This window comes from Aquimarina acroporae (assembly GCF_023195925.1).
Lineage (GTDB): Bacteria > Bacteroidota > Bacteroidia > Flavobacteriales > Flavobacteriaceae > Aquimarina > Aquimarina acroporae.
The window spans coordinates 116,572-137,956 of record NZ_JALPRE010000016.1; the positions used below are offsets into that span (position 1 = coordinate 116,572).

The 21,385-nt window shown below is 33.3% G+C and carries 19 protein-coding genes; 10 read left to right on the forward strand and 9 right to left on the reverse strand.

Features of this window, described 5'->3' with window-relative positions:
• The first annotated feature begins 2 nt into the window (after nucleotides 1-2).
• The 8 genes from M0D21_RS20305 to M0D21_RS20340 all read left to right on the forward strand — a co-directional run bounded on the left by M0D21_RS20305 (nucleotide 3) and on the right by M0D21_RS20340 (nucleotide 7,822).
• A complete protein-coding gene (locus tag M0D21_RS20305; RefSeq protein WP_248332912.1) occupies nucleotides 3-1,400 on the forward strand; it encodes an FAD-dependent oxidoreductase in 1,398 nt (465 codons plus the stop codon).
• Between the two features lie 12 nt (nucleotides 1,401-1,412).
• Complete coding sequence (locus tag M0D21_RS20310) at nucleotides 1,413-1,829, forward strand: RidA family protein (RefSeq protein WP_248332914.1); 417 nt, start codon at nucleotides 1,413-1,415, stop codon at nucleotides 1,827-1,829.
• A gap of 3 nt (nucleotides 1,830-1,832) precedes the next feature.
• Entirely contained in the window at nucleotides 1,833-2,600 is a 768-nt protein-coding gene (locus M0D21_RS20315) for an IclR family transcriptional regulator (protein ID WP_248332916.1), read from the forward strand.
• 18 nt (nucleotides 2,601-2,618) lie between these two features.
• Entirely contained in the window at nucleotides 2,619-4,064 is a 1,446-nt protein-coding gene (locus M0D21_RS20320; RefSeq protein WP_248332918.1) for an aldehyde dehydrogenase, read from the forward strand.
• 20 nt (nucleotides 4,065-4,084) lie between these two features.
• Nucleotides 4,085-4,864 (forward strand): SDR family oxidoreductase, encoded by a 780-nt coding sequence (locus M0D21_RS20325; RefSeq protein ID WP_248332920.1) that lies wholly within the window; start codon nucleotides 4,085-4,087, stop codon nucleotides 4,862-4,864.
• A gap of 79 nt (nucleotides 4,865-4,943) precedes the next feature.
• The gene (locus M0D21_RS20330; protein ID WP_248332922.1) at nucleotides 4,944-5,471 is read left to right on the forward strand and encodes a 3-hydroxyanthranilate 3,4-dioxygenase; all 528 of its coding nucleotides are present in this window, start codon (nucleotides 4,944-4,946) and stop codon (nucleotides 5,469-5,471) included.
• Nucleotides 5,472-5,536: 65 nt separating this feature from the next.
• Nucleotides 5,537-6,637: an amidohydrolase family protein gene (locus M0D21_RS20335; RefSeq protein ID WP_248332924.1), complete on the forward strand. Its 1,101-nt coding sequence runs from the start codon at nucleotides 5,537-5,539 to the stop codon at nucleotides 6,635-6,637.
• A gap of 543 nt (nucleotides 6,638-7,180) precedes the next feature.
• Nucleotides 7,181-7,822 (forward strand): O-methyltransferase, encoded by a 642-nt coding sequence (locus tag M0D21_RS20340; protein WP_248332926.1) that lies wholly within the window; start codon nucleotides 7,181-7,183, stop codon nucleotides 7,820-7,822.
• A 63-nt stretch (nucleotides 7,823-7,885) separates the two neighbouring features.
• On the opposite strand, the gene M0D21_RS20345 is transcribed toward M0D21_RS20340, so the two are convergent.
• From M0D21_RS20345 to M0D21_RS20370, 6 genes are all read right to left on the reverse strand, one after another.
• Nucleotides 7,886-9,379 carry a S8 family peptidase gene (locus tag M0D21_RS20345; protein ID WP_248332928.1) on the reverse strand — a complete coding sequence of 498 codons (1,494 nt, stop codon included), beginning with the start codon at nucleotides 9,377-9,379 and terminating at the stop codon, nucleotides 7,886-7,888.
• A 341-nt stretch (nucleotides 9,380-9,720) separates the two neighbouring features.
• Nucleotides 9,721-10,014, reverse strand: a complete 294-nt coding sequence (locus M0D21_RS20350) for a Sec-independent protein translocase subunit TatA/TatB (RefSeq protein ID WP_248332930.1) — start codon at nucleotides 10,012-10,014, stop codon at nucleotides 9,721-9,723.
• A gap of 88 nt (nucleotides 10,015-10,102) precedes the next feature.
• The gene (locus M0D21_RS20355) at nucleotides 10,103-12,415 is read right to left on the reverse strand and encodes a M1 family metallopeptidase (RefSeq protein ID WP_248332933.1); all 2,313 of its coding nucleotides are present in this window, start codon (nucleotides 12,413-12,415) and stop codon (nucleotides 10,103-10,105) included.
• 64 nt (nucleotides 12,416-12,479) lie between these two features.
• Nucleotides 12,480-12,986, reverse strand: a complete 507-nt coding sequence (locus tag M0D21_RS20360; RefSeq protein ID WP_248332935.1) for a DUF6702 family protein — start codon at nucleotides 12,984-12,986, stop codon at nucleotides 12,480-12,482.
• A gap of 54 nt (nucleotides 12,987-13,040) precedes the next feature.
• Entirely contained in the window at nucleotides 13,041-13,793 is a 753-nt protein-coding gene (locus M0D21_RS20365) for a carboxypeptidase-like regulatory domain-containing protein (protein ID WP_248332937.1), read from the reverse strand.
• 103 nt (nucleotides 13,794-13,896) lie between these two features.
• Complete coding sequence (locus M0D21_RS20370) at nucleotides 13,897-14,685, reverse strand: carboxypeptidase-like regulatory domain-containing protein (protein ID WP_248332939.1); 789 nt, start codon at nucleotides 14,683-14,685, stop codon at nucleotides 13,897-13,899.
• A gap of 101 nt (nucleotides 14,686-14,786) precedes the next feature.
• Between M0D21_RS20370 and pepE the strand changes: the two genes are divergently transcribed.
• Both pepE and M0D21_RS20380 read left to right on the forward strand, forming a co-directional pair.
• Nucleotides 14,787-15,494 (forward strand): dipeptidase PepE, encoded by a 708-nt coding sequence (gene pepE, locus M0D21_RS20375; protein ID WP_248332941.1) that lies wholly within the window; start codon nucleotides 14,787-14,789, stop codon nucleotides 15,492-15,494.
• Between the two features lie 9 nt (nucleotides 15,495-15,503).
• Entirely contained in the window at nucleotides 15,504-16,421 is a 918-nt protein-coding gene (locus M0D21_RS20380) for a glutaminase (protein ID WP_248332943.1), read from the forward strand.
• 9 nt (nucleotides 16,422-16,430) lie between these two features.
• Here the strand turns inward: M0D21_RS20380 and M0D21_RS20385 are convergent, their stop codons facing one another.
• The 3 genes from M0D21_RS20385 to M0D21_RS20395 are packed head-to-tail and all read right to left on the reverse strand — an operon-like array spanning nucleotide 16,431 to nucleotide 21,380.
• The gene (locus tag M0D21_RS20385; RefSeq protein ID WP_248332945.1) at nucleotides 16,431-17,636 is read right to left on the reverse strand and encodes a hypothetical protein; all 1,206 of its coding nucleotides are present in this window, start codon (nucleotides 17,634-17,636) and stop codon (nucleotides 16,431-16,433) included.
• Nucleotides 17,637-17,665: 29 nt separating this feature from the next.
• Entirely contained in the window at nucleotides 17,666-19,114 is a 1,449-nt protein-coding gene (locus M0D21_RS20390; protein ID WP_248332947.1) for a hypothetical protein, read from the reverse strand.
• Nucleotides 19,115-19,154: 40 nt separating this feature from the next.
• A complete protein-coding gene (locus M0D21_RS20395) occupies nucleotides 19,155-21,380 on the reverse strand; it encodes a hypothetical protein (protein WP_248332950.1) in 2,226 nt (741 codons plus the stop codon).
• Between the last annotated feature and the right edge of the window lie 5 nt (nucleotides 21,381-21,385).

Below are 21,385 nucleotides of genomic sequence, written 5' to 3' on the forward strand. Positions count from 1 at the left end.
TTATGTCAAAAAAAGAACATATACTCATTATAGGAGCAGGATTATGTGGATCAATGCTTGCTTTGCGTATGGCGCAAAGAGGATATAAAGTTTCTTTATATGAAGGAAGACCTGATTTAAGAACTACCAATATTTCTGCAGGACGCTCTATTAACCTCGCATTATCAGACCGTGGACTTCGAGCTATTAACATGGTAGGAATTACCGATAAAGTGTTACCGTATTGTATCCCCATGTATGGTCGACTCATGCACGATATTCAGGGCAATACCTTTGTGTCAAATTATTCGGGAAGAGAAGGAGAATATATTAACTCCATGTCCAGAGGAACCTTAAATGCTCTTCTGCTTACTGAAGCAGAAAAACATGTAAATGTTAATATCCATTTCAACAAAAAGTGTACTGGAGTAGATATCGAAAAGAACGTTGCTAAATTTAAGTGTTATACCTCCAAAGAAAAACTTGAAATAAGCGCAGATGTTATTTTTGGTGCAGACGGTGCAGGGTCGGCATTGAGGAAAAGCTATTACTTAGAAAAGAAATTTCTGTTTAGTCACTCTCAAAACTTCTTAACCCATGGCTATAAAGAATTAGAGATCCCAGCCGATAATAATGGCAAGCATAGAATAAGTAAGGATCACCTGCATATATGGCCAAGAGGTCAATATATGCTAATAGCTCTACCTAATCTAGATGGTAGTTTTACGGTTACTTTATTTTTATCTTACGAAGAAGGGGAATATAATTTCAACAACCTTACTACGATAGAAAAAGTTACAGAATTTTTCGAATCTCAGTTTCCTGATGCATTAGCGCTTATCCCTGACTTAAAAAATGAGTTCTTTAATAATCCTACAGGAGCTTTAGGTACTGTAAAATGTTATCCTTGGTATTATGAGGGAAAAACAATGTTAATTGGAGATGCTGCTCACGCTATTGTGCCTTTTTACGGACAAGGGATGAATGCTTCTTTTGAAGATATTATTGTTTTTGATGAAGTTTTAGAGCAACATGAAGGTGATTGGAAAGCCACTTTTAAAGCATATCAGGAAGCACGAAAGAAAGACACCGATGCTATTGCAGATTTAGCAATAGATAACTATTATGAAATGCGGGATCACGTTGCGAATCCTTTTTTCAAAGAGAAAAGAAAATTGGAAATGGAACTGGAAAAGGCTTTCCCTGATACCTACTTTTCTAAATACTCTATGGTAACTTTTAATGAAGATATCAATTATGCCAAAGCAATGAAAATAGGTAGAGCTCAAGACAAAGCTTTACTAAATCTTATAGCCGATAAAGAAATTGATACATCTCGGGATATAAAAACCATCCTAGATCAGGTGCAAAAAGAAACCAATGACATATTGGAGGAAGATAAAATAGCAGGACTAAAATAATTCATATAAACTATGAGCAAAGGAAAATTAGTACAAGGAAAAGCCACTCCCAGAGGGAAATTCCCACATGTAAAACGTGTTGGTGACTTCATTTATGTTTCTGGCACTAGTTCCAGAAGGCCCGACAACTCTTTTGAAGGTGTTGAAGTAGATGAATTTGGGACTACCAATCTGGATATTAAAGCGCAAACAAAAGCAGTTCTAGAAAATATAAATGATATCTTGAAAGAAGAAGGTGCCAGCCTTAAAGATGTAGTAGATATTACCACTTTCCTGGTAAATATGAATGACTTTGGAGGGTATAATCAAGTATATGCGCAATACTTCGACTATGAAGGGCCTACAAGAACTACCGTAGCCGTTCACCAACTACCCCACCCACACCTATTAATCGAAATTAAAGCTGTAGCATATAAAAAGAAAGACTAGAACATGAGCACTACATCTGACAAGAAAATTCTAAATACTTCTGTAGAAAAGGCCTTCAAAATTTTGGACTGTTTTTCTATGGACAAAATGGAGTTGGGTGTAACCGAGATCGCAAAATTAATGGGAACCAACAAAAGTGCAGTTTATCGTATGTTGGCCACTATGGAAACCTTAAATGTCATTCAACAAAATCCAGAAAACGAAAAATATCGGCTTGGACTTAAACTCTTTGAATTAGGACAAAATGTAAGCATTCATAAAAACTTTATTTCCAAAGCGAGGCCTTTTATGGAAGAACTGGTACAAAGAGCAGGAGAAACCGCGCACCTGGCCATCTATCGAAATCAAAAAGTATATTTTCTAGATAAGGTTGTTGGTCGTCATGATCTGCAGATTAATTCCAGAATCGGAAGCGAAAAGCCATTACACTGTACAGGTTTAGGCAAAATTATGCTTGCTTTTTCGGACAACAATTATAAAAACACAATCTCTCAGTTAAATCTTGAAACCGTAACTAAAAATACCATTACCAACAAAAAGGAATTAATAGAAGAGATTGAAGAAATAAAACAGCGGGGATTTGCCTTAGATATGGAAGAAAATGAAATCGGATTAGTTTGTGTTGCAGTACCTGTATTTAGCACAACCGGAAAATTCATTGCTGCAATTAGCACTTCTGGTCCTTCTGCCAGATTTAATGAAAATGAGATCCAAACCTATACAGGAGATCTAAAACATACCGCAGAACAACTAAAATATATTTTCAGTTAAGTTAAAACACTAGTGGAAATGGAAAAAATTTTAAATTATATCAACGGAGAATTTAAAGCTCCAATTCAAAATAATTGGCTTGAAAACTACAACCCATCTATTGGTGAGGTTTATGGGCAGATTCCCAATTCTACATCTGAAGATATACAATTGGCTTACGAAGCGGCAAAACTTGCATTTCCTTCCTGGTCGCAAACCACTCTACAACAGAGAAGTGAAATTCTATCTAATATCGCAACAGGAATTATTGATAACCTTGATGAACTCGCCAAAGCCGAATCTATAGATAACGGAAAACCCCTGACTCTGGCCAAGAGTGTAGATATACCAAGAGCTTCTTCAAATTTTCAATTCTTTGCTCAAGCAATTACTCAATTTTCAAGTGAAGCTCATGAAAGTATTGGTCTCAACGCCATTAATTTTACCCTTAGACAACCTATCGGTGTTGTAGGATGTATTTCTCCCTGGAATCTTCCTTTGTACCTCTTTACCTGGAAAATTGCTCCGGCTCTAGCTGCTGGCAATACGGTAGTAGCAAAACCTAGTGAAATTACACCTATGACAGCTTATCTATTGAGTAAAATCTGTCAAAAAGCTGGTTTACCTAAAGGAATATTAAACATTGTTCACGGTTTGGGGCATAGTACAGGACAAGCGATAGTAGAACACCCAAGAATTAAAGCAATCTCATTCACCGGTGGCACAAGCACAGGAGCCAAAATAGCAAGCACCGCTGCTCCAATGTTCAAAAAACTTTCTCTAGAATTGGGAGGAAAAAACCCTAATCTCATCTTTGCAGATTGTGATTATGAAAAAATGCTGGATACTACCATTAGGTCCTCTTTTGCTAATCAAGGGCAAATTTGCTTGTGCGGATCGAGAATATTTGTGGAGAAACCGATTTATGACAAATTTAAAAAGGATCTTATACAAAGAACCAAAAAGCTTAAAATTGGTCCTCCCCTAGAAACCTCCACGCAAATTGGAGCTTTGGTATCTAAAGCACATTTAGAAAAAGTAAAATCCTATATCGATATGGCAGAAGAAGAAGAAGGGGGTAAAATTCTTTATGGAGGAGATTATGTCACAGTTAAAAGTCATGAGAAAGGTTACTATCTACAGCCTACGATTATAGAAACCAACGACACAACCTGTAGATTAATGCAAGAAGAAATTTTTGGACCAGTAGTAACATTAACAGCCTTTGATACAGATGATGAGGCAATGGCAATGGCAAATGACGTACCATATGGATTATCATGCACTATTTGGACCAACAATCTAAATAGAAGCATGCATTTTGCAAAAAATATAGAGTCTGGTATCGTTTGGATTAACACATGGATGATGCGTGATCTGCGAACTCCTTTTGGAGGAATAAAAAATTCTGGCGTAGGACGCGAAGGAGGATTTGAAGCACTGCGTTTCTTTACAGAGCCAAAGAATGTTTGCATACAGTATTAACAACAACAAAAGAAATTATAATGAACCTTAATTTAACCCAAAAAAATGCCCTTGTTTGTGGAAGTACACAAGGAATAGGTAAGGCATCGGCAAAACAACTTGCTGCTTTAGGTACAAATATTACATTAGTTGCTAGAAATGAAGATAAGTTAAAACAGGTTTTACTAGAATTAGATACTAGTTTATCACAAAAACATAATTATGTAGTTGCAGATTTTCAAAATCCTAAACAACTCCAAGAAAAAATTTCTGAATTACAAACTCCGTTTCATATTTTGATAAATAATACAGGAGGACCAGCAGGAGGGCCAGTATTTACAGCAAATTTGGAGGAGTTTGAAAAAGCTTTTACACAGCATTTAAAGTGTAATCATGTATTGGCACAGTTGGTGGTTCCTGCCATGAAAAAAGAGCAATATGGAAGAATTATAAATATTATATCTACCTCTGTAAAACAACCTTTAAATGGCTTGGGAGTATCCAACACTATTCGAGGTGCGGTTGCTAATTGGTCAAAAACTTTAGCCAATGAACTCGGTCAATTCGGCATTACTGTAAACAATGTGTTACCAGGTGCTACAGCTACAGAAAGGCTAAATGAGATTCTTAACAACAAAGCGAAGAAAACAAATTCATCGATAGAAGAAGTTTCAAATGCAATGAAAAATGATATCCCAGCTAGGCGTTTCGCACAACCAGAAGAAATAGCAAATGCAGTAGCTTTTTTAGCATCAGAAGCTGCTTCTTACATTAACGGGATTAATGTTCCGGTAGACGGAGGAAGGACAAAGTCCTTATAGTTAACCATTTGTTATTATAAAATACAAATCAAAATAGCTAAATTTAATAAGAAATACACATCAAAATTAAAATAGACATATGAGTACTTTAGTTTCACCATTAAATTTTAAAGCCTGGATCGAAGAGCATAGACATTTATTAAAACCTCCCGTTGGCAATAAATGTGTTTGGCAAGATGGGGATTTTATTGTTATGGTTGTTGGTGGCCCTAATAATAGAAAAGATTATCACTATAATGAAACTCCTGAGTTTTTCTATCAGGTCGAAGGAGATATTGTTTTAAAAATTATCGACAATGGTGAACCAAAAGATGTACATATTAAAGAGGGTGATATTTACTTATTACCTCCAAAAGTACCTCATTCCCCACAACGTGGAGCCAATACTGTAGGTTTAGTAATTGAATACCCTCGTGATGAAGGAGTAATGGACGCTTTAGAATGGTATTGTGAAAATTGCAATACGCAGTTATATCGTGAAGCATTTGCCCTAGACAATATTGAAACTGATATGCCCATAATTTTTGATAAGTACTACAGTGATATAGAAAAGTGTACCTGTCCAAATTGTGGAACAATCATGGAAGCCCCAACAAAGAAATCATAAATGTTTATAGTACGCATAAAAACATATTGATTACACTTTAAGAGACATAACAACATAACAAACAAATGAAAAGAAAGCTTAGAATAAACGGACACTCGCATTTACTGCCGTATCCCGAAGAAATTCCAAAATTCATGAAAGAAAAGGAAATTTTTTGGGTAGATGATGAACGCAAGTATATGCTACAAAAAGGATGGAAACGCCCTGTAACTCATTCCAGTTTTTTCTTAAATGAAAAGTTGGAATGGATGGAGCGAAACAAAATCGATCATGCTGTTGTACTTAACCTCTCTCAATTATATGGAAATGGTTTAAGATTGGAAGAAATGAAACACGCGCTACGTTTTCAGAATGATTTCAATGCCAATGTACAAAGAGATCATCCCGATAAGTTCTCTTGTGGTTTTGTTGTACATCCAGGTTTTATAAATGGTGCCTTGTGGGAAATAGAACGTTGCGTAGAAGAACTTGGCATGTATGTGCTATGTCTGCCTACTCATTTTATGGATTCTATTGGACAATGGCGTTGTATTTTTGATGAAGAAAATGACCCTATTTTTGAACTTGCAGATAAATACAAACTTGCAATTGAAGTGCATCCTTATGACGGAGACAAAATGATAAAGTTAGAAAACGTTGCATGGCGTTTTCACTTAGTTTGGATGTTGGCTCAATGTGGTGATGCATATCATTTTTACACCTTGAACGGGATGCAAAGCAGATACCCAAATATTAGGACATGTTTTGCACACGGAGGGCAATTAGCACAAATGAACTTAGGTAGAAGAATTCAAGGGTTCGATGGTAGACCCGATCTTTTTGAAGGGAAACATCACCCTAGAAAAGCAGTGGGTCATCCAAATATTTATTTTGACACGCTAGTACATGATACAGGATCATTAAAACTTACCGTAGAACAACAAGGGAGCAAACAAGTCATCATGGGACTTGATGATCCATATCCGCTTGGTGAAATGGAAAGTGAACCGCAATCTTCTTATCCTGGAAAAATTCTTGATTTAGCACTTGAGCGTAATATCATTAATACCGTAGAATATGACGAAATATGGGAAGATAATGTATTGCGATGGCTGTTTGGTGAGAATGATGAAGCCAAACAACATTTAACCAGTAAAATTCTTGGAGAGACTGTAAATACAGATTGAAATTAATTTCAATTTACTAGAAAAACCAAAGCCAATTATTGATTTTAATTGGCTTTGGTTTTTAAATAAGGTGGATTTAAGTTTACTTAAAACAACATTAAAAAACACTCAAATGTTAAAATAATGTGTATTTCATCGATATTATTTGCTTTTAATCTATAAAATTTCATATATTAGTAATGCATTAAAAACAAAGATGATCTTGAAAATCCTAAGTATAGATTGTTATGACGATAATAAGATAAACTAGGTGGCTTAAGAAAATCTGGGAACAAAAAAGATGTGAGGACATTAGTTTATAGACCCAAATCTAACGACTAAAGAGAGTATCTAAAAGAACCCAAATCTATAATGCCCCATAATACAATATTGAGCCCCAAAACAAAGAGCGCTTCACGATCATAAGTGAGGCGCTCTTTGTTCATAACTTCCTCAAAAGCCTAAACCATAGATCAATTCGTTATTTCATCTAAACTATACAATTTCAAAGTATGATTGCATATATTATCGCTTCAAATCTATAGTTTTGTAAAAAAAACTAATATGCACTTCATACCTGAAGAACTAGATAACTATGTTGTCAATCACACACAACCAGAACCAGAATTATTGCAACAATTAACTAGAGAGACTTATCAAAAAATTTTGCAACCAAGAATGTTGAGTGGTCCCTATCAAGGAAGGGTATTAAGTATGCTATCTAAGCTGATACGTCCAAAAAATATTCTCGAGATAGGTACATACACAGGTTACTCTGCACTATGCCTAGCAGAAGGAATGCAATCTACTGGGGAGTTACACACCATTGATATTAATGAAGAACTAGAAAAATTGCAACGAAAATATTTCGATAGTTCTTCTTTTGGAAATCAAATTCATCAACATATTGGAGATGCTATTCAAATTATTCCCACATTTGATCTAACATTCGATTTGGTTTTTATTGATGCCGATAAGCCAAATTATCCTAAATATTTTGATCTAGTGCTTCCAAAAATGAATTCTGGGGGAGTTATACTTTCAGATAACGTATTATGGAGTGGCAAAGTCATTGAAAACGTAGACGACGACGATCTGTCTACTAAAGCCCTACTTGAGTATAATAAACTATTGGTAGAAGATAAAAGAATAGAAACCGTTTTACTACCTATACGAGACGGGCTTACTATAAGTCGAGTAAAATAGGATAAATAAAAAAGGAGAAGCTATTACACTTCTCCTTTTCAATTATCAAATTCTCATCAGCTATTATTGTACTGCTTTAAGCGCATCTATGTTTCCATAACCGAATTTACCATTACGATTTGGATAGAACTCTCCTGCTCTTCTTAATTTATCTAATACTTGTGCTCTGGTCAAATTAGGATTTCGAGCCCATACTAATGCAGCGATACCTGCTGTAGTAGCTGTTGCTACAGATGATCCTCCTACATAATTTCTACTTCCGTTGTTAAAACCAATTACTGGTACATTTCTACCAGAATCTCCTGCTCGTTGCATAACAATGGTAAAATCAATTTTGCTACCATCGTGGCAATTACTACAACGATTATATCCATTGTCTTTAATACCAGTAACCGCAACAGTTTCGTTCATACTTGCAGGGAAAATAACTCCATACCAATTTGTGAACGATGTTGAAGTTCCTCCAGCAGCGATAATCATTTTTCCTCTGTTGTAGGCATACCTAACAGCATCTTTTACATTACCAATTGACCAAGGATAACCAATAGACATTGAAATAATTTTCACATCACTTCTATTTCCTAATGCTTTTAATGCATTGCTAACCCCTTTTCTTTCATGGTAATCTTCTAGAACAACATCAGAAGTACCTCTATAAGATACCAAGTTACTGTTATAGGCTACTCCAACCGGCATACCATTATCATTTCTAGGTGAAGCCAACGCCGAAGCCATAGAAGTTCCATGACCACATCTATCATTAGGGCCATCGATATTGTTTGACCACCACCATGGCGAGTCGATATAAGTTCCAAATCTTTGTACAAATCTACCCGTTGAAGCTCCATCGTTAAAATTACTTCCTAATAAACTCTGATTTGCAGATAGTCCAGTATCTATGAGTCCAACAGTTATTCCTGCACCTGTACTATAATTCCAAGCTTGTGGAACCTTGTGAATGTCAAAATTCCATGGTAACCATGAGTTAGGAGAAATAACTCTGTAATCACTACCATTGATATTCTCACCGCTTTGAGCACATCCAAAGTCTTTTTGTTGTACTTCATCTTCTTGCAAATAACCTGTATAAAAGGTATCTATATATCTAATATCCTTTGATTTTTGTAATGCAAGAATGGTATTGAAGTCTTCAACCGTTACATCAACAAAATTTAGGGTTTCGTCCATATTTTTTACTACATCGGAGCTCTTTTGCTGTTCGGTATTGCTAATTATTTCTATTATGTTATTTCTAGCACCAATAAGCTGAGGAGAACGTTGTAAAGAAAAACTTTGACCTGGTTCACCGTATCCGATGCTAATAACATTCCCACCGTGTACAGCGGCGCTCCATAAAACTGTTGCTGGAGCTTTGAACCAATCTAAATCTCCATTGGTTTTTAGTTCGTCGGCTATATAAGCGTTTAATTCTTCTACAGAAAGTAGTTTTTGACTTTCTACAGATTCTATTACAGAATCATTGATTTCGTTAGGGTCTTCTTTGGTACAAGAGAACACAAGAAGCAGTCCTAAAATGGGGAGGATAAATTTTTTCATCTTAGAGTAAAGTTTATGAGTTTGTGTGTAAAAGTTGAACAATGACAAATTCGGAAAAATATTGAATATTTATCATTTAGTTAATTTCACCACTAATATATTAAATAAATAACAAATTATTAGCTATTTTTTTGAAGGAATCACAATTAAAAATCAAATATTATGCTCGCATAGCACTTCTTAAAAAGATAAAATTTCCCCTTAACCCCAGTAAACATGTAGGATTTCAAATGACAGGTTCACAAAATATGTAAGCCCAAAAAAAACAGTCAATTTTTTGATTTTTATTAAAAAACAGAAGCTAAAATTTGAAGAAACCGCAAAAAAAAGATGGGCTACGCTTAAAACTTTCGTTTTACAGGACCAGTAATTTCGTCGATATCATCTTTAACCTGATCGATTTCTTTTTTAATATCAGAGGTAATTGAAGAAGTAATTTCAGTATCGATACCATGTTTCTCAGCACTCTTTGTGATCTCTGATTTAATATCGTTGGTTGCATCTTTTACAATACGCATGCCTTTTCCTAACCCTCTTGCGATCTCGGGGATTTTATCTGCACCAAAGACCATTACCAATATAAAAACTATAAAAGCAATCTCTGTACCACTGATAAATAAAGGAAGTGTAATCATAACGATACAAATATAGTTATTATCATAAGAAAAGCCATCTCCTTTTGATTAGAGATGGCTTCCTTTATGAAAATTTTATGGTCTACTATTATTGACCTTTTACTTTATTTTTGAATTTATCAAATTTACCTATTTGATTTTCTTGAGGCCAACTATTGTTAGAAGTATCGATATCTGCAGTTTCCATATTTGGATCAACTACAATTTTTGTGATACTTTTTTCTGATGCAATAGCTCTTTTTACACTCTTGTCGTTCTTTCTCCAAATTTCTGCAGGGTACTTAACAGTTTCAGTAGTCCCATCTTCATAAGTATACTCTACTATCAATGGCATTACAAGGCCTCCTGGTTTTTCAAAAGTTACTTCATAGAAATATTTAGGCTCTTTTAATTCTTTTCTCTCATCTATAGAAAAATTATCCATTAAATATTCCTTCAATGTTTTCCCATCTGAAATGATGTTTCCATTACTTTTTACAGTATTGTATTCATCACTACCTTCTTCAACCATAAATACTAATGGTCCAAAATCTTCAACTTTTACACCTCTTGCTGCCGCAAAATCCTTTGCTTGTTGTGAAGGTTCTTTAGATACTACAAATTTCTTAACTTCTTTTACACCGATGTCTGTGTAATCTGTTGTGTAGAACCAACCTCTCCAGAACCAATCTAAATCAACCGCAGATGCATCTTCCATAGTTCGGAAAAAATCTTCTGGAGTTGGGTGCTTAAACATCCATCTTTGAGAATATGTTCTGAAAGAATAATCAAAAAGATCTCTTCCCATTACGGTCTCTCTAAGAATATTTAATCCCGTAGCAGGCTTTGCATATGCATTTGGACCAAACTGATGAATATTATTAGACTGTGTCATAATAGGAGATAAGAAATCTTGATTTCCACTCATATAAGGAACAATTTTTTGGGCCGGACCTCTTCTTGAAGGGTATTTTTTTAATGGCGCAATTGCCTCTGGATACCACTCTCCAAAATCTTGTTCTGCAACATATTGTACAAAAGTATTTAAACCTTCGTCCATCCATGTCCATTGACGCTCATCACTATTCACAATCATTGGGAAAAAGTTATGCCCAACTTCATGAATAATTACACTCATCATTCCATATTTTACTCTATCACTAAATTTCCCATCTGGATTCGGTCTTCCATAGTTCCAGCAGATCATAGGATATTCCATCCCTTGATTTTTAGCATGAACAGAGATAGCTTTATGATATGGGTAATCGAAAGTCATTCTGCTGTAAGACTTTAATGTACTTGCTACTACTTTTGTAGACCAGTCTTCCCAAAGAGGGTTTCCTTCTTTAGGATACATTGATACAGCCATAACATCCTTACCACCTATTTTAACTGCCATCATATCCCAGATAAACCTTCTCGATGTAGCAAAACCAAAATCACGTACATTCTCGGCTTTTAATTTCCAGGTTTTCTTGTCTGTAGCAAAACCTTTTTCCTTGGCTTCAGCCTCTTTTTGGGTAACAATAAGGACAGGTTTGTTATATGACTTTTTAGCCTTTTCATATCGCTGCATCATATCTTTGGTAAATACTTCCTTCCTATTTACCAATACACCTGTACCATCTAAAATATGATCTGAAGGAACAGTAATATTTACCTCAAAATTTCCAAAAGGCAACGCAAATTCTCCTCTTCCCCAGAATTGATGGTTCTGCCAACCCTCTACGTCATTATAAACTGCCATACGAGGATAAAACTGAGCAATTACATATGCTCTGTTACCATCTTCAAACTCCTCATATCCCGATCTTCCCCTGTTATCAACATGGTTATTGATATTGTACCACCAGTCTATAGAGAAGACAAATTTCTGTCCAGACTTAAGATGAGATGGCATTTCTACCCTCATCATCGTAGCGTTTATAGTATGTTTTAAAGGTTTTCCGTTTACATCTTTTACAGCAGTGATATTGAAACCTCCATCAAATGGCTCTCCCATAAATTTAGACACAAAGGAACCCGGTTGATCTGCCGGAGGTACTCCTCCTGCTTGAATCAAAGGAGTCTTAGAATCCTTTGCTCTCATGTTTTGATCTAACTGTACCCAAAGAAATTCTAAATCATCTGGTGAATTATTGGTATAAGTAATTGTTTCCTTACCCGTTATTTTTTTATTCTTATCATCAAGCTCAATATCCATTTTATAATCTGCTTGCTGCTGATAATAGGCTGAGCCCGGTGCTCCGGACGCTGTTCTATACATATTCGGAGTTGCAAACTCCTCATACATTTGCTTGAATTTGTTCTGATTTGTGTGCCCTAATTCACGACCTTCTGATGCTTTCTCCTGGTTTTGAGCGTATGCCATAGACCCCGACATCAAAAAAGCTCCCAAAAGAAATAAAAGTATCTTTTTCATCTAAATGATTTTGAGTTAATTGTTTATGATTTGCAAAATAATCGTTTTTTAAAAGTTTAATGATTTATTCACTAAACTTTAACATCCCTGTATCCCTTCTATGCTCAAGGATAAGGCTTTTTCGTTTGTTTCCTTTTTTTACATGAACAATATTTTGTTGTTCTTCAAAAAGATCCATTAATACTTGATTTGAAACTTCTATCGTATCGAAGGAGGTAATGTTTTCTATTTCCAAATAAAATATGAGCAAATCATCTTCATATTCTTTTCCAACATAAGTAAATGAGGCCATTTTTCCATTTACTACAAAATTTATCTTCTGATTTAAATACTTTTTGATGTAGGTCTCTACTCCCGAAGTTTCACCTTTTAATCCTAACTCAATAGAATTATCATATCTTTCTTGTAAAACTTCTTCTAAATCATCTATAAAAATTCTAGTTATGATCTGTAAAGACTGTTGTTCTTGATTATAATCTACCTGAGTAACACTCACATAAAATTTATGTGCTGTAAAGGAACTAAACAATAAAAAAGCTCCAAAAAATAGCACCAATAGTATCTTCTTCATTACAATAAATTCATTAAGAGGTAAAAGTAACTAAAATAACATTATTTAAAAGGGTTAATCGATTTCTTTATATGCCCGGTAGGATATTGCTTTTTGCGCAAAAAACTCTACTAGTGATAAACGTTTCGAATTCTCTAAAAGATCTTTGAAGTAATCATCTTCTGCACAATAATACATGAAATCGGTTATAAAATCTTCGGGTATGCCTAAGCTATTTGTAAAAAAAGTAGTATTAAAAGTAGTTTCCCCTTTTTCTATTAATCTGTCGAGGTCTTTTAGAGCTTTGATTCTTTTTAGCTTTTTAAGTTTCCCATTAAGATAATTGATAGGGAGATCCAATATACCAGATCTAGCAGTATAAATTCTCCTTTCTATTAATGTAGGTTGTGGTCTATCACTAAATGGCAAGCCTAAAGTTCGGTTATCTACAAATGGTTTTAATTCTACTTTACCAACATCATTATCCAAGTTTCCCGATAATTCTATATTGCTAATTTGTACTTGATCTAAAAGTAACGTTTTATCATTTAACGTTATTCGCACAGTTTTTTCTAAATCATCTTTAGCAACAACATAGGAAACTTTTTGATATTGGACAGACGAAAATACGACCGTATCTCCTACTTTGGCGGGGATTTCAAAATAACCTCTCTCGTCATTTGTTGTTCCTCTATTATTAGAATAATTAACGATATTGATAGCAAACCCTTCTATTGAAGAGGCTACAATTCTCCCTCTAAGCATTTCTGATTGCCCAAAGGTTTGAAACCAAATTAAAAAAAGAAGTAACTGTAATATTCTACTCACTTAAAATCTTTTAAATATAACGAATCATATTTCCACAAATATGATGCCCATTTAAAAGAGACTTGGATTTTTGAGTAGCATTACAAAATAAAAACAAGTTCTGTTATTGTTGCCTGTATAATTTACTTTGGAATACGAGAAACTGAAGAAGATCTAGCTCTTTTCCAGATTCGAAATAAGAATTATTTAATCCATTATCTTCAGCAAAAAATATAAAATCGTTTATCTGATCTATCTCTAAAGCCAAAAAGCTCTGAAAAAAATCATCATTATACATATCTCTCACTTTTACATCGATATCCTTTATTTTTTTCTTCTTTTTAGTATTATTCCCTTCATAAACCAGTTTAAAAAGATTCACAAAATTTAAACCGTTTATCATTCTATCCTCTAAGAATACTTTATTTTCTAGAGTTGACAACTCATCAGGTCTAAAATCATAATCTGTATCATTTATTCTAACCGATGTTTGTTTAGAAACTTCTCCCAGTCCACTTTTACTGTATCCAATTTTTTTTACATCCGCATTTACGTTACCATAAAGATCATATGGTGTAACTACTACCTCCTCAAGTTCATTTACAGATTCATTTAAAAACACATTCAGTCTTTTACTATCAACAACCCCTTTATCTATCAAAACCAGAAAATGCTGGTATTGCATAGCTACAATCTCAATTTTATCATTGATACCAGCGTGAATTTTAAAGACCCCTTCTTTATTTGTTATGGTTCCTTTGTCTGTATTCTGATTATAAATTACTACACCCTCAACATCGTCTCCAATGGGTGCACTAATTTTTCCTTCGATCATTACTCTCGAAGTGATTTGGGCTATAGATTGAGTGGTTACAATAGCACATATAAAAAGAAAAGCTAGATTTAGTTTCATCGGTTATATTTATTTTTTTTCTTTATTAAGATACTACATTTTTTTATCTTCCCTTGCTATTTCAAGATAAGAAAACGTTAAACCATCTATAAGAAAAATTAATGACAAACTGTATTATCGCAAGTACTTCGACCATTCATGGTAGTCAACCTTTAGAATATTTATTTGAGGCGCTAATTGAATTGTACAAAGACAAAGGTGAAGTATTATTTATTCCCTATGCAAGACCAGGAGGCATTTCACATGATGAATATACTATTGGAGTAAATAATATCTTCAAAAAAATAAACAAAAAAATAATGAGTATTCACATGTTTGAAAGCCCAAAAGAAGCTTTTAAAAATGTACAGGCAATCTATACAGGAGGTGGAAATACTTTTCTTTTGGTAGACCAACTATATAGAAATAATTGCATCCAACTTATAAAAGATGCTGTAGCCTCTGGAATACCTTATCTGGGAACAAGTGCAGGAAGTAATATTTGTGGTTTAACCATGCAAACCACAAATGATATGCCTATCGTACATCCTCCCAGCCTGCAAACTCTAGGAATTGTACCATTTAATATAAATCCACATTATTTGGATCCTGACCCCACTTCCACCCATAAAGGTGAAACAAGGGAAACTCGCATAAAAGAATTTCATAATTTAAATTCACAACCTGTAGTAGGACTAAGAGAAGGCAGTTGGTTAAGAGTGTATAATAATGACATCACCTTAGAAGGGAAATTATCTGCAAGAATTTTTGAACAACATAAAGCACCTTATGAACTGGAATCTGGCAGTTCTTTAAAAGAGTTTAATTAGCTATAATCTATGAATTACAAGGAAATTCTTGAGCAAATTCAAACCGAAATACATACCCAAGTAAATACTGGAAAAGTTGCTACTTATATTCCTGAGCTGGCAAAAATCGATGCTGAAAAATTTGGAATGAACCTCTATTGTATCAACTCTGGGCATTACCAATTTGGAGATTATAGCGAACGTTTTTCGATTCAGAGTATTTCAAAGGTATTTGGGCTTACTCTTGCTATGTGTATCGTCGAGGATAATGAACTTTTTAAAAGAGTTGATGTTGAACCCTCTGGAGATCCATTTAACTCCTTGGTACAATTGGAGTATGAAAATGGTATACCTAGAAACCCATTTATAAATGCTGGAGCTTTGGTTGTTTCAGACATATTAATTTCGGCACTTGACAAACCTAAACAAGAATTTCTTGATTTTATTCGCGAAATAGCAGATGAACCTACTATAGATATAAACCCTAGTGTCTTTGAATCTGAAAAAAAATTCAGCCATCGAAATGCTGCCCTATTAAATCTAATGAAATCCTTTGGTAATATTAACAACCCTATAGAAGAAGTATTAGACTTTTATATTTTTCAGTGTGCCGTAGAAATGTCATGTAAAGAATTATCTACAGCTTTTATGATTTATGCCAATCAAGGCAAAAAATTAATAACAGAAAAAGAAATTTTACCTTCAAATAAGATCAAGCGTATTAATGCCATTATGCAAACATGCGGTTTTTATGATGAAGCTGGTGAATTTACATTTAGAGTGGGCCTTCCTGGTAAGAGTGGTGTTGGCGGAGGAATTACTGCTGTGCATCCAGGACAATATACAGTAACCGTATGGAGTCCTCCTCTTAACCCTAAGGGTAACTCTGAACTAGGCATGTATGCTTTGGAACGATTAACGACACTTACTGGTCTATCTATTTTTTAAACAGCTATATTAATAATAGGAATCTGTAAAGTAGATTTTAAATAAATATAAAATACCAGATAAAAAGTGGAGAATAAAAACACTCCATAGAATCACCATTTTTTTTGAAAGCCAATTCTTTTGAAATGACTTAGATATCAAAAACGATGCGGTAGTTAACATTAAGATAAAGGTACAAATTATATTTTGCCAAACTAGATTTCCATGATTTCTCCTAGGGCCATCTTCAACAAAAAACGCACTAATTATAATTCCTGTAATCGTAAGAAATAGTGCATACTTGAATGGAGAGTAATTAAATATTTCCTTGAAATAAACGCTTGTAACAATTGGAAATGCAAATGACAATAAAAAGGCTATGGGCAAGTACCAAGTTGGAACAAAATGCCTTAGAAATTCAAAAGGTTCTCCGATAGTAATACCACTTTTTTGAGATTGAAACGATCCTATTTGATAGTAGTAAATTGAGATAAATTGTATAATTATAAATAATACACCCACCATTATTGGGAATAATTGAATACTATATTTTTTATAATTCTTTAACTTAAAATCGGACAATACAATGAATACAGTAGTAGGAACAAATGCAAAAATAAAAGATGGTTTGATCAAGATATTTAAAATAACTAAAACAGTTACTAATAGAAGATCTTTATCCAATAAGGATTTAACATCTTTTTGAAAAAGTTGGAACTGTTTCCAAAATAATAATACTGCAAAAGGAAATAAACTTATTGTAGTAGAGTTATGCCAAACTACAGATGGGGTCCTCCCCAAATACATCTTTTTTAACACAAAAAAATTATAAAAATCTGGTATTGCAAAACAAAATAGTAAAGCAAAAGCCAAGATCCGAATTATATTATGTTTATACTCATGTTCAATCCCACTATTTAAGCTATCAATAATTTCTTTAGAAATAATAAATTTCCACACAGTAGCTAACGATAACACAACAACAACTACAAATAACATTAACGAATAATTATTTGAAAAAAAAGAAAGTAAATTAACCACAAAGAAGAACAAGAAATTAGGAGAATAAGCTGTCTCTCCATTATTTACTCTTACAATAGATCGGATATGAGCCGGTATATCGGTATTAATGTATTTGGCAATTGCAAAAAAGAGAATAAAGAAAATTATAAAAACTATAATATTATCTATATTGCTTTGACGAATAATGGATTTTTTGGTTTTCAAAATATTCATACTTTCTCTTTTTGATGAATTTTATCGTATTACTTTCTTACTTTAAACAACGTATAATACTGATTATCAATAACTTTTCTATACTGCTCATAATTTACTCCCGGTTTACTTAAAACATAATGATAAGAAGGGATATATAGATCATAATATTGAATAATATAATGTATTGGCAAATTAGTATTTGTTGAAAGGGGTAAATTAAGTACGTCTAATGAATGATCCTCTGGTAAATACGAAATCAAAACCTTAGAATTACCCGGAATTTTCTCCGCGATCTCAAAAAATGCTTCTTTACTTTCAATGAATTTATTGACATCAATTTCATTTCTCTCAGCAATACGTTCCCTTGACATTTCCATACTAGATAGGAACAATAGACATAAGATTATAACTTGTAAATATTGAATGATACTTTTAGAATTAGTAACAATAAAGATGATATAAAAATAAAATAGTGGCGACATTGTTCTTATTTCCCTCCAGCTGAAAGCATCATACAAGAAAAAAAGTAACAAAAAATTGAGAACGCCTATAGAAGCTAGGGAAATAGATATTTCATTTTTGGTTTTAATTGCAATGGAAGTAAAGTAAATCACAACTCCAAGGTTGACATACTTAATTAGCAAATAAATCACACTTCCTTGATCATCAAAAAAATACAACCTTAAATTGTTCCAAAAATTTGAGACTAACGATGAAAACAACTCTCCAAACTCGCCTTTTTTAAGAAAGTCTATGAGTGAAGAAAAATAATTTGGTACTGGTTCATAAACATAGTGATTCACCAAAAAAGAAAAGAAGATTCCAAAAGCAAAAATAGCTATGTATCTAACAAATTGCTTTTTATCTTCTGCTAATGGTAATATCCCCACCAACCAAAACAGCCATAGACTTCTAAAAATCCCTGCTATAAAAATCAAAAGTATATATAGTAAAACATAAATCCCGTTATCTTCTTTATCCTTCTGATATATATTATACATTAGAAAACTTAGTAATAAGGCTGTAAAAACGTGAATTATTTCCTGCATATATGTGAAGGCATACAGAGAAAAAAAAGGAAAAGATAGTATTGAGATCACAATCCACATCTTTTGGCTTATTGAAATTGTTTTCATTCGATATATTAGAATAATCGGAATGCAAATGATTAAGAAATTAAAATAAATCATATTCAAATTGCTCCAACCGAAAATCTTTCCTATAACACCATGTAATAAGGGATATCCAAAACCATGAGGATCAGCACCAAAAAGAATACTCCCTTCTCCTCCTAATGTTAAGGCAGCTTTCAATGTATTGTTTTGAATGAAAGAATCTGTATTTGCGAAATAAAAAAACTCATCACTCCAAACAGGGTGGTAATTCTCAGAAACAGAAAGTATAAGCTTCGAATAATTAAAAAGTATTCCATACAGCAATATAACTGCAAACAAAATTTCTATATACTTTCTATAGGTTCTTAACTTAAAAGCCATTCTTTATAATTGTTCTGTAACATCAAAAAAACAAATAACATTACTTTAGTTCTTGTTTTGCCCACTCCAAATTATTTTTAGCCAATTGAAAATTTGGATCAATTTGCAAAGCTTTCTCGCAAGCCAACACGGCTTTTTTGTATTCTTCAAGAGCGTTATATGAAGAACAAATGTTATTGTATGCCAAACTACTATTCGGATTCATATTTAATAACTCTTCACTAGCTTTAATACTTTCTGTAAAGTATCCTAATTTATAATAGTTAAAACTTAGATTTATGTAATCATCATTAGACAATTGCGAATTTTGCCTTCGATAGGATCCTTCTTTAGCAGCTTTTAAATTGTTTTTTGTTAAGTTACTCTCAGGTTGGAATTGTAAAGACTTTTCACAAGCAATAATAGCTTTTTCATACATTAACAGTTCATTATAAGCCGTACACAAATTATTATACGCTACACTATTATTTGGTTGTAAATTAATAGCATCTTTAGACGCTTCTATAGATTTAAAATAGTTCTTTTCTTTGTAATACAACAAACTCAAAGTTACGTATTGATCAGATGTAGGACTTTGCCCTAGTTGTTTTTCTAACTGAGTAATACGATCTTCTTCAATTATATTTTTAACAATATAACATATGGTCACTCCATCTACTTTTATTTCATGCACAGTGTTTTCAGGAGACCAGTTAACATTGATATCTTTTTTATATTTTCCCTCGGTAAGCATAATAATCGAATAATCCCAATCTGGAGAATCTCTTCTTACCAGTACATATTCTAAACTAGGAATTTTATCCAAATAGTATGATAATTTTGATTGTTCTCCATAATACATCCTAACTCTAGCTGGAGAATCCAAATCATATTTTGGGCTTACATTTTTCTCTAACCAATCTATTGCTGGTTTTATACCAAATCCCCAATAATCTAATTCATAATTTGCATAAGCTCCCTTTACCCCTCCAACAACTGGACTGTAATAAACCGACTGCAAAGGGTGATTAGCAACCATAAATCTTAAAGGCTCTAATAACAAAAGTCCCAGTAAAATATATGCCACTCTTCTGGATTTTAGGTTTGGTAAAATCTTAAAAAGTTTAAAATATGACAAAACCGCTAATATAATTATAGGAGGAACTGTAAACAAAAACTGCCTAGAATTACTGTAACTATTAACATTGCCAATGATCATTAGAAATAAAGGAAAAAAAGTCGCGAACAACAAAATTGAATAACGAATTTTCTTCTCGATAACTTCTCTATAAAACAATAAAGGGATAAGAATTATACCCACAATTATGTGCAAAGGCATTTGTATAAAGAGTAGACTTTTAAAAGAATAATACCATGGCATATCAAAACTACTTCTCCAAATTCCTTCGAACAATTGTGTACTTACGAAACCGTCAAACTCTTTAAATTTCAACAATATTTCTAAAGGTACATATGTAGGATTAGTGTGTCCATAAGGCCAAAAAAAACTTGCTCCCAAATAAGAAAATAAGCAAACAGCTAAAGTTTTAGCTACAATTAACAAAGAATTCTTGATGTCTATTTTTCTAAAACTTGATTTATAGTTTTCAAAAAGCCACCACATAAAAACAACTAACAAAACGTATCCGAGTACCATAAGCCCAGCCACTCTAATATTAATCAATAAAGAAATATTGAGCACTAGTAAAAAAGCGCGTCGAAAGGTAATTACAGGGAGTTCTTCAAATAATTTGACAATATGAAATAAAGAAAACATATAAAATGCAGCCGCCGGAATATCTTTGGGGTTATTCATAGAATGCCCAAACAAAACTGGAGTAAGTACTATAAAAACAAGTGTAAACAATCCAACTTTCCAGCCTCCAAGTTCTTTCCCTAATAAACCGCAAAAAAGAAATAGCAAAAACCCGAATATCGAATTCATCATATTGCTAAACTCATACTTACCTATAAAAGAGAAATACTGATGAAAAAAATTACTAACTAAATCAAAAAAACCACCAAAACCATTCATCCCTTTTATCAGGTCCAAGTCACTATCAGAAATATTAATATATTTCCCTTCTTCATTAATAGGGCTTAATGTAGCAGAATTATCTAACCCTTTAAAATAATTTAGAATCCTTTTCCCATGATCATTATGAAACCTAGTATCTTCGGTGATACCATAGTCAAAGCTTAAAGAAGGCATTAAAAGTCCTATCAAAATAGCTAAGCCAATAAAAACTGTTCGGTAATTTATTTCCTGGGGGTATTCGAATTTCATAGTAG

What these genes read in the sequence shown, in the direction of transcription:
- M0D21_RS20305 (WP_248332912.1), top strand. Translation starts at nt 3, where the DNA reads ATGTCAAAAAAAGAACATATACTCATTATAGGAGCAGGATTATGTGGA.
- M0D21_RS20380 (WP_248332943.1), top strand. Translation starts at nt 15,504, where the DNA reads ATGAATTACAAGGAAATTCTTGAGCAAATTCAAACCGAAATACATACC.
- M0D21_RS20350 (WP_248332930.1), bottom strand. Translation starts at nt 10,014, where the DNA reads ATGATTACACTTCCTTTATTTATCAGTGGTACAGAGATTGCTTTTATA.
- M0D21_RS20355 (WP_248332933.1), bottom strand. Translation starts at nt 12,415, where the DNA reads ATGAAAAAGATACTTTTATTTCTTTTGGGAGCTTTTTTGATGTCGGGG.
- M0D21_RS20370 (WP_248332939.1), bottom strand. Translation starts at nt 14,685, where the DNA reads ATGAAACTAAATCTAGCTTTTCTTTTTATATGTGCTATTGTAACCACT.
- M0D21_RS20315 (WP_248332916.1), top strand. Translation starts at nt 1,833, where the DNA reads ATGAGCACTACATCTGACAAGAAAATTCTAAATACTTCTGTAGAAAAG.
- M0D21_RS20390 (WP_248332947.1), bottom strand. Translation starts at nt 19,114, where the DNA reads ATGGCTTTTAAGTTAAGAACCTATAGAAAGTATATAGAAATTTTGTTT.
- M0D21_RS20335 (WP_248332924.1), top strand. Translation starts at nt 5,537, where the DNA reads ATGAAAAGAAAGCTTAGAATAAACGGACACTCGCATTTACTGCCGTAT.
- M0D21_RS20310 (WP_248332914.1), top strand. Translation starts at nt 1,413, where the DNA reads ATGAGCAAAGGAAAATTAGTACAAGGAAAAGCCACTCCCAGAGGGAAA.
- M0D21_RS20320 (WP_248332918.1), top strand. Translation starts at nt 2,619, where the DNA reads ATGGAAAAAATTTTAAATTATATCAACGGAGAATTTAAAGCTCCAATT.
- M0D21_RS20340 (WP_248332926.1), top strand. Translation starts at nt 7,181, where the DNA reads ATGCACTTCATACCTGAAGAACTAGATAACTATGTTGTCAATCACACA.
- M0D21_RS20395 (WP_248332950.1), bottom strand. Translation starts at nt 21,380, where the DNA reads ATGAAATTCGAATACCCCCAGGAAATAAATTACCGAACAGTTTTTATT.
- M0D21_RS20385 (WP_248332945.1), bottom strand. Translation starts at nt 17,636, where the DNA reads ATGAATATTTTGAAAACCAAAAAATCCATTATTCGTCAAAGCAATATA.
- M0D21_RS20325 (WP_248332920.1), top strand. Translation starts at nt 4,085, where the DNA reads ATGAACCTTAATTTAACCCAAAAAAATGCCCTTGTTTGTGGAAGTACA.
- M0D21_RS20360 (WP_248332935.1), bottom strand. Translation starts at nt 12,986, where the DNA reads ATGAAGAAGATACTATTGGTGCTATTTTTTGGAGCTTTTTTATTGTTT.
- M0D21_RS20330 (WP_248332922.1), top strand. Translation starts at nt 4,944, where the DNA reads ATGAGTACTTTAGTTTCACCATTAAATTTTAAAGCCTGGATCGAAGAG.
- M0D21_RS20345 (WP_248332928.1), bottom strand. Translation starts at nt 9,379, where the DNA reads ATGAAAAAATTTATCCTCCCCATTTTAGGACTGCTTCTTGTGTTCTCT.
- pepE (WP_248332941.1), top strand. Translation starts at nt 14,787, where the DNA reads ATGACAAACTGTATTATCGCAAGTACTTCGACCATTCATGGTAGTCAA.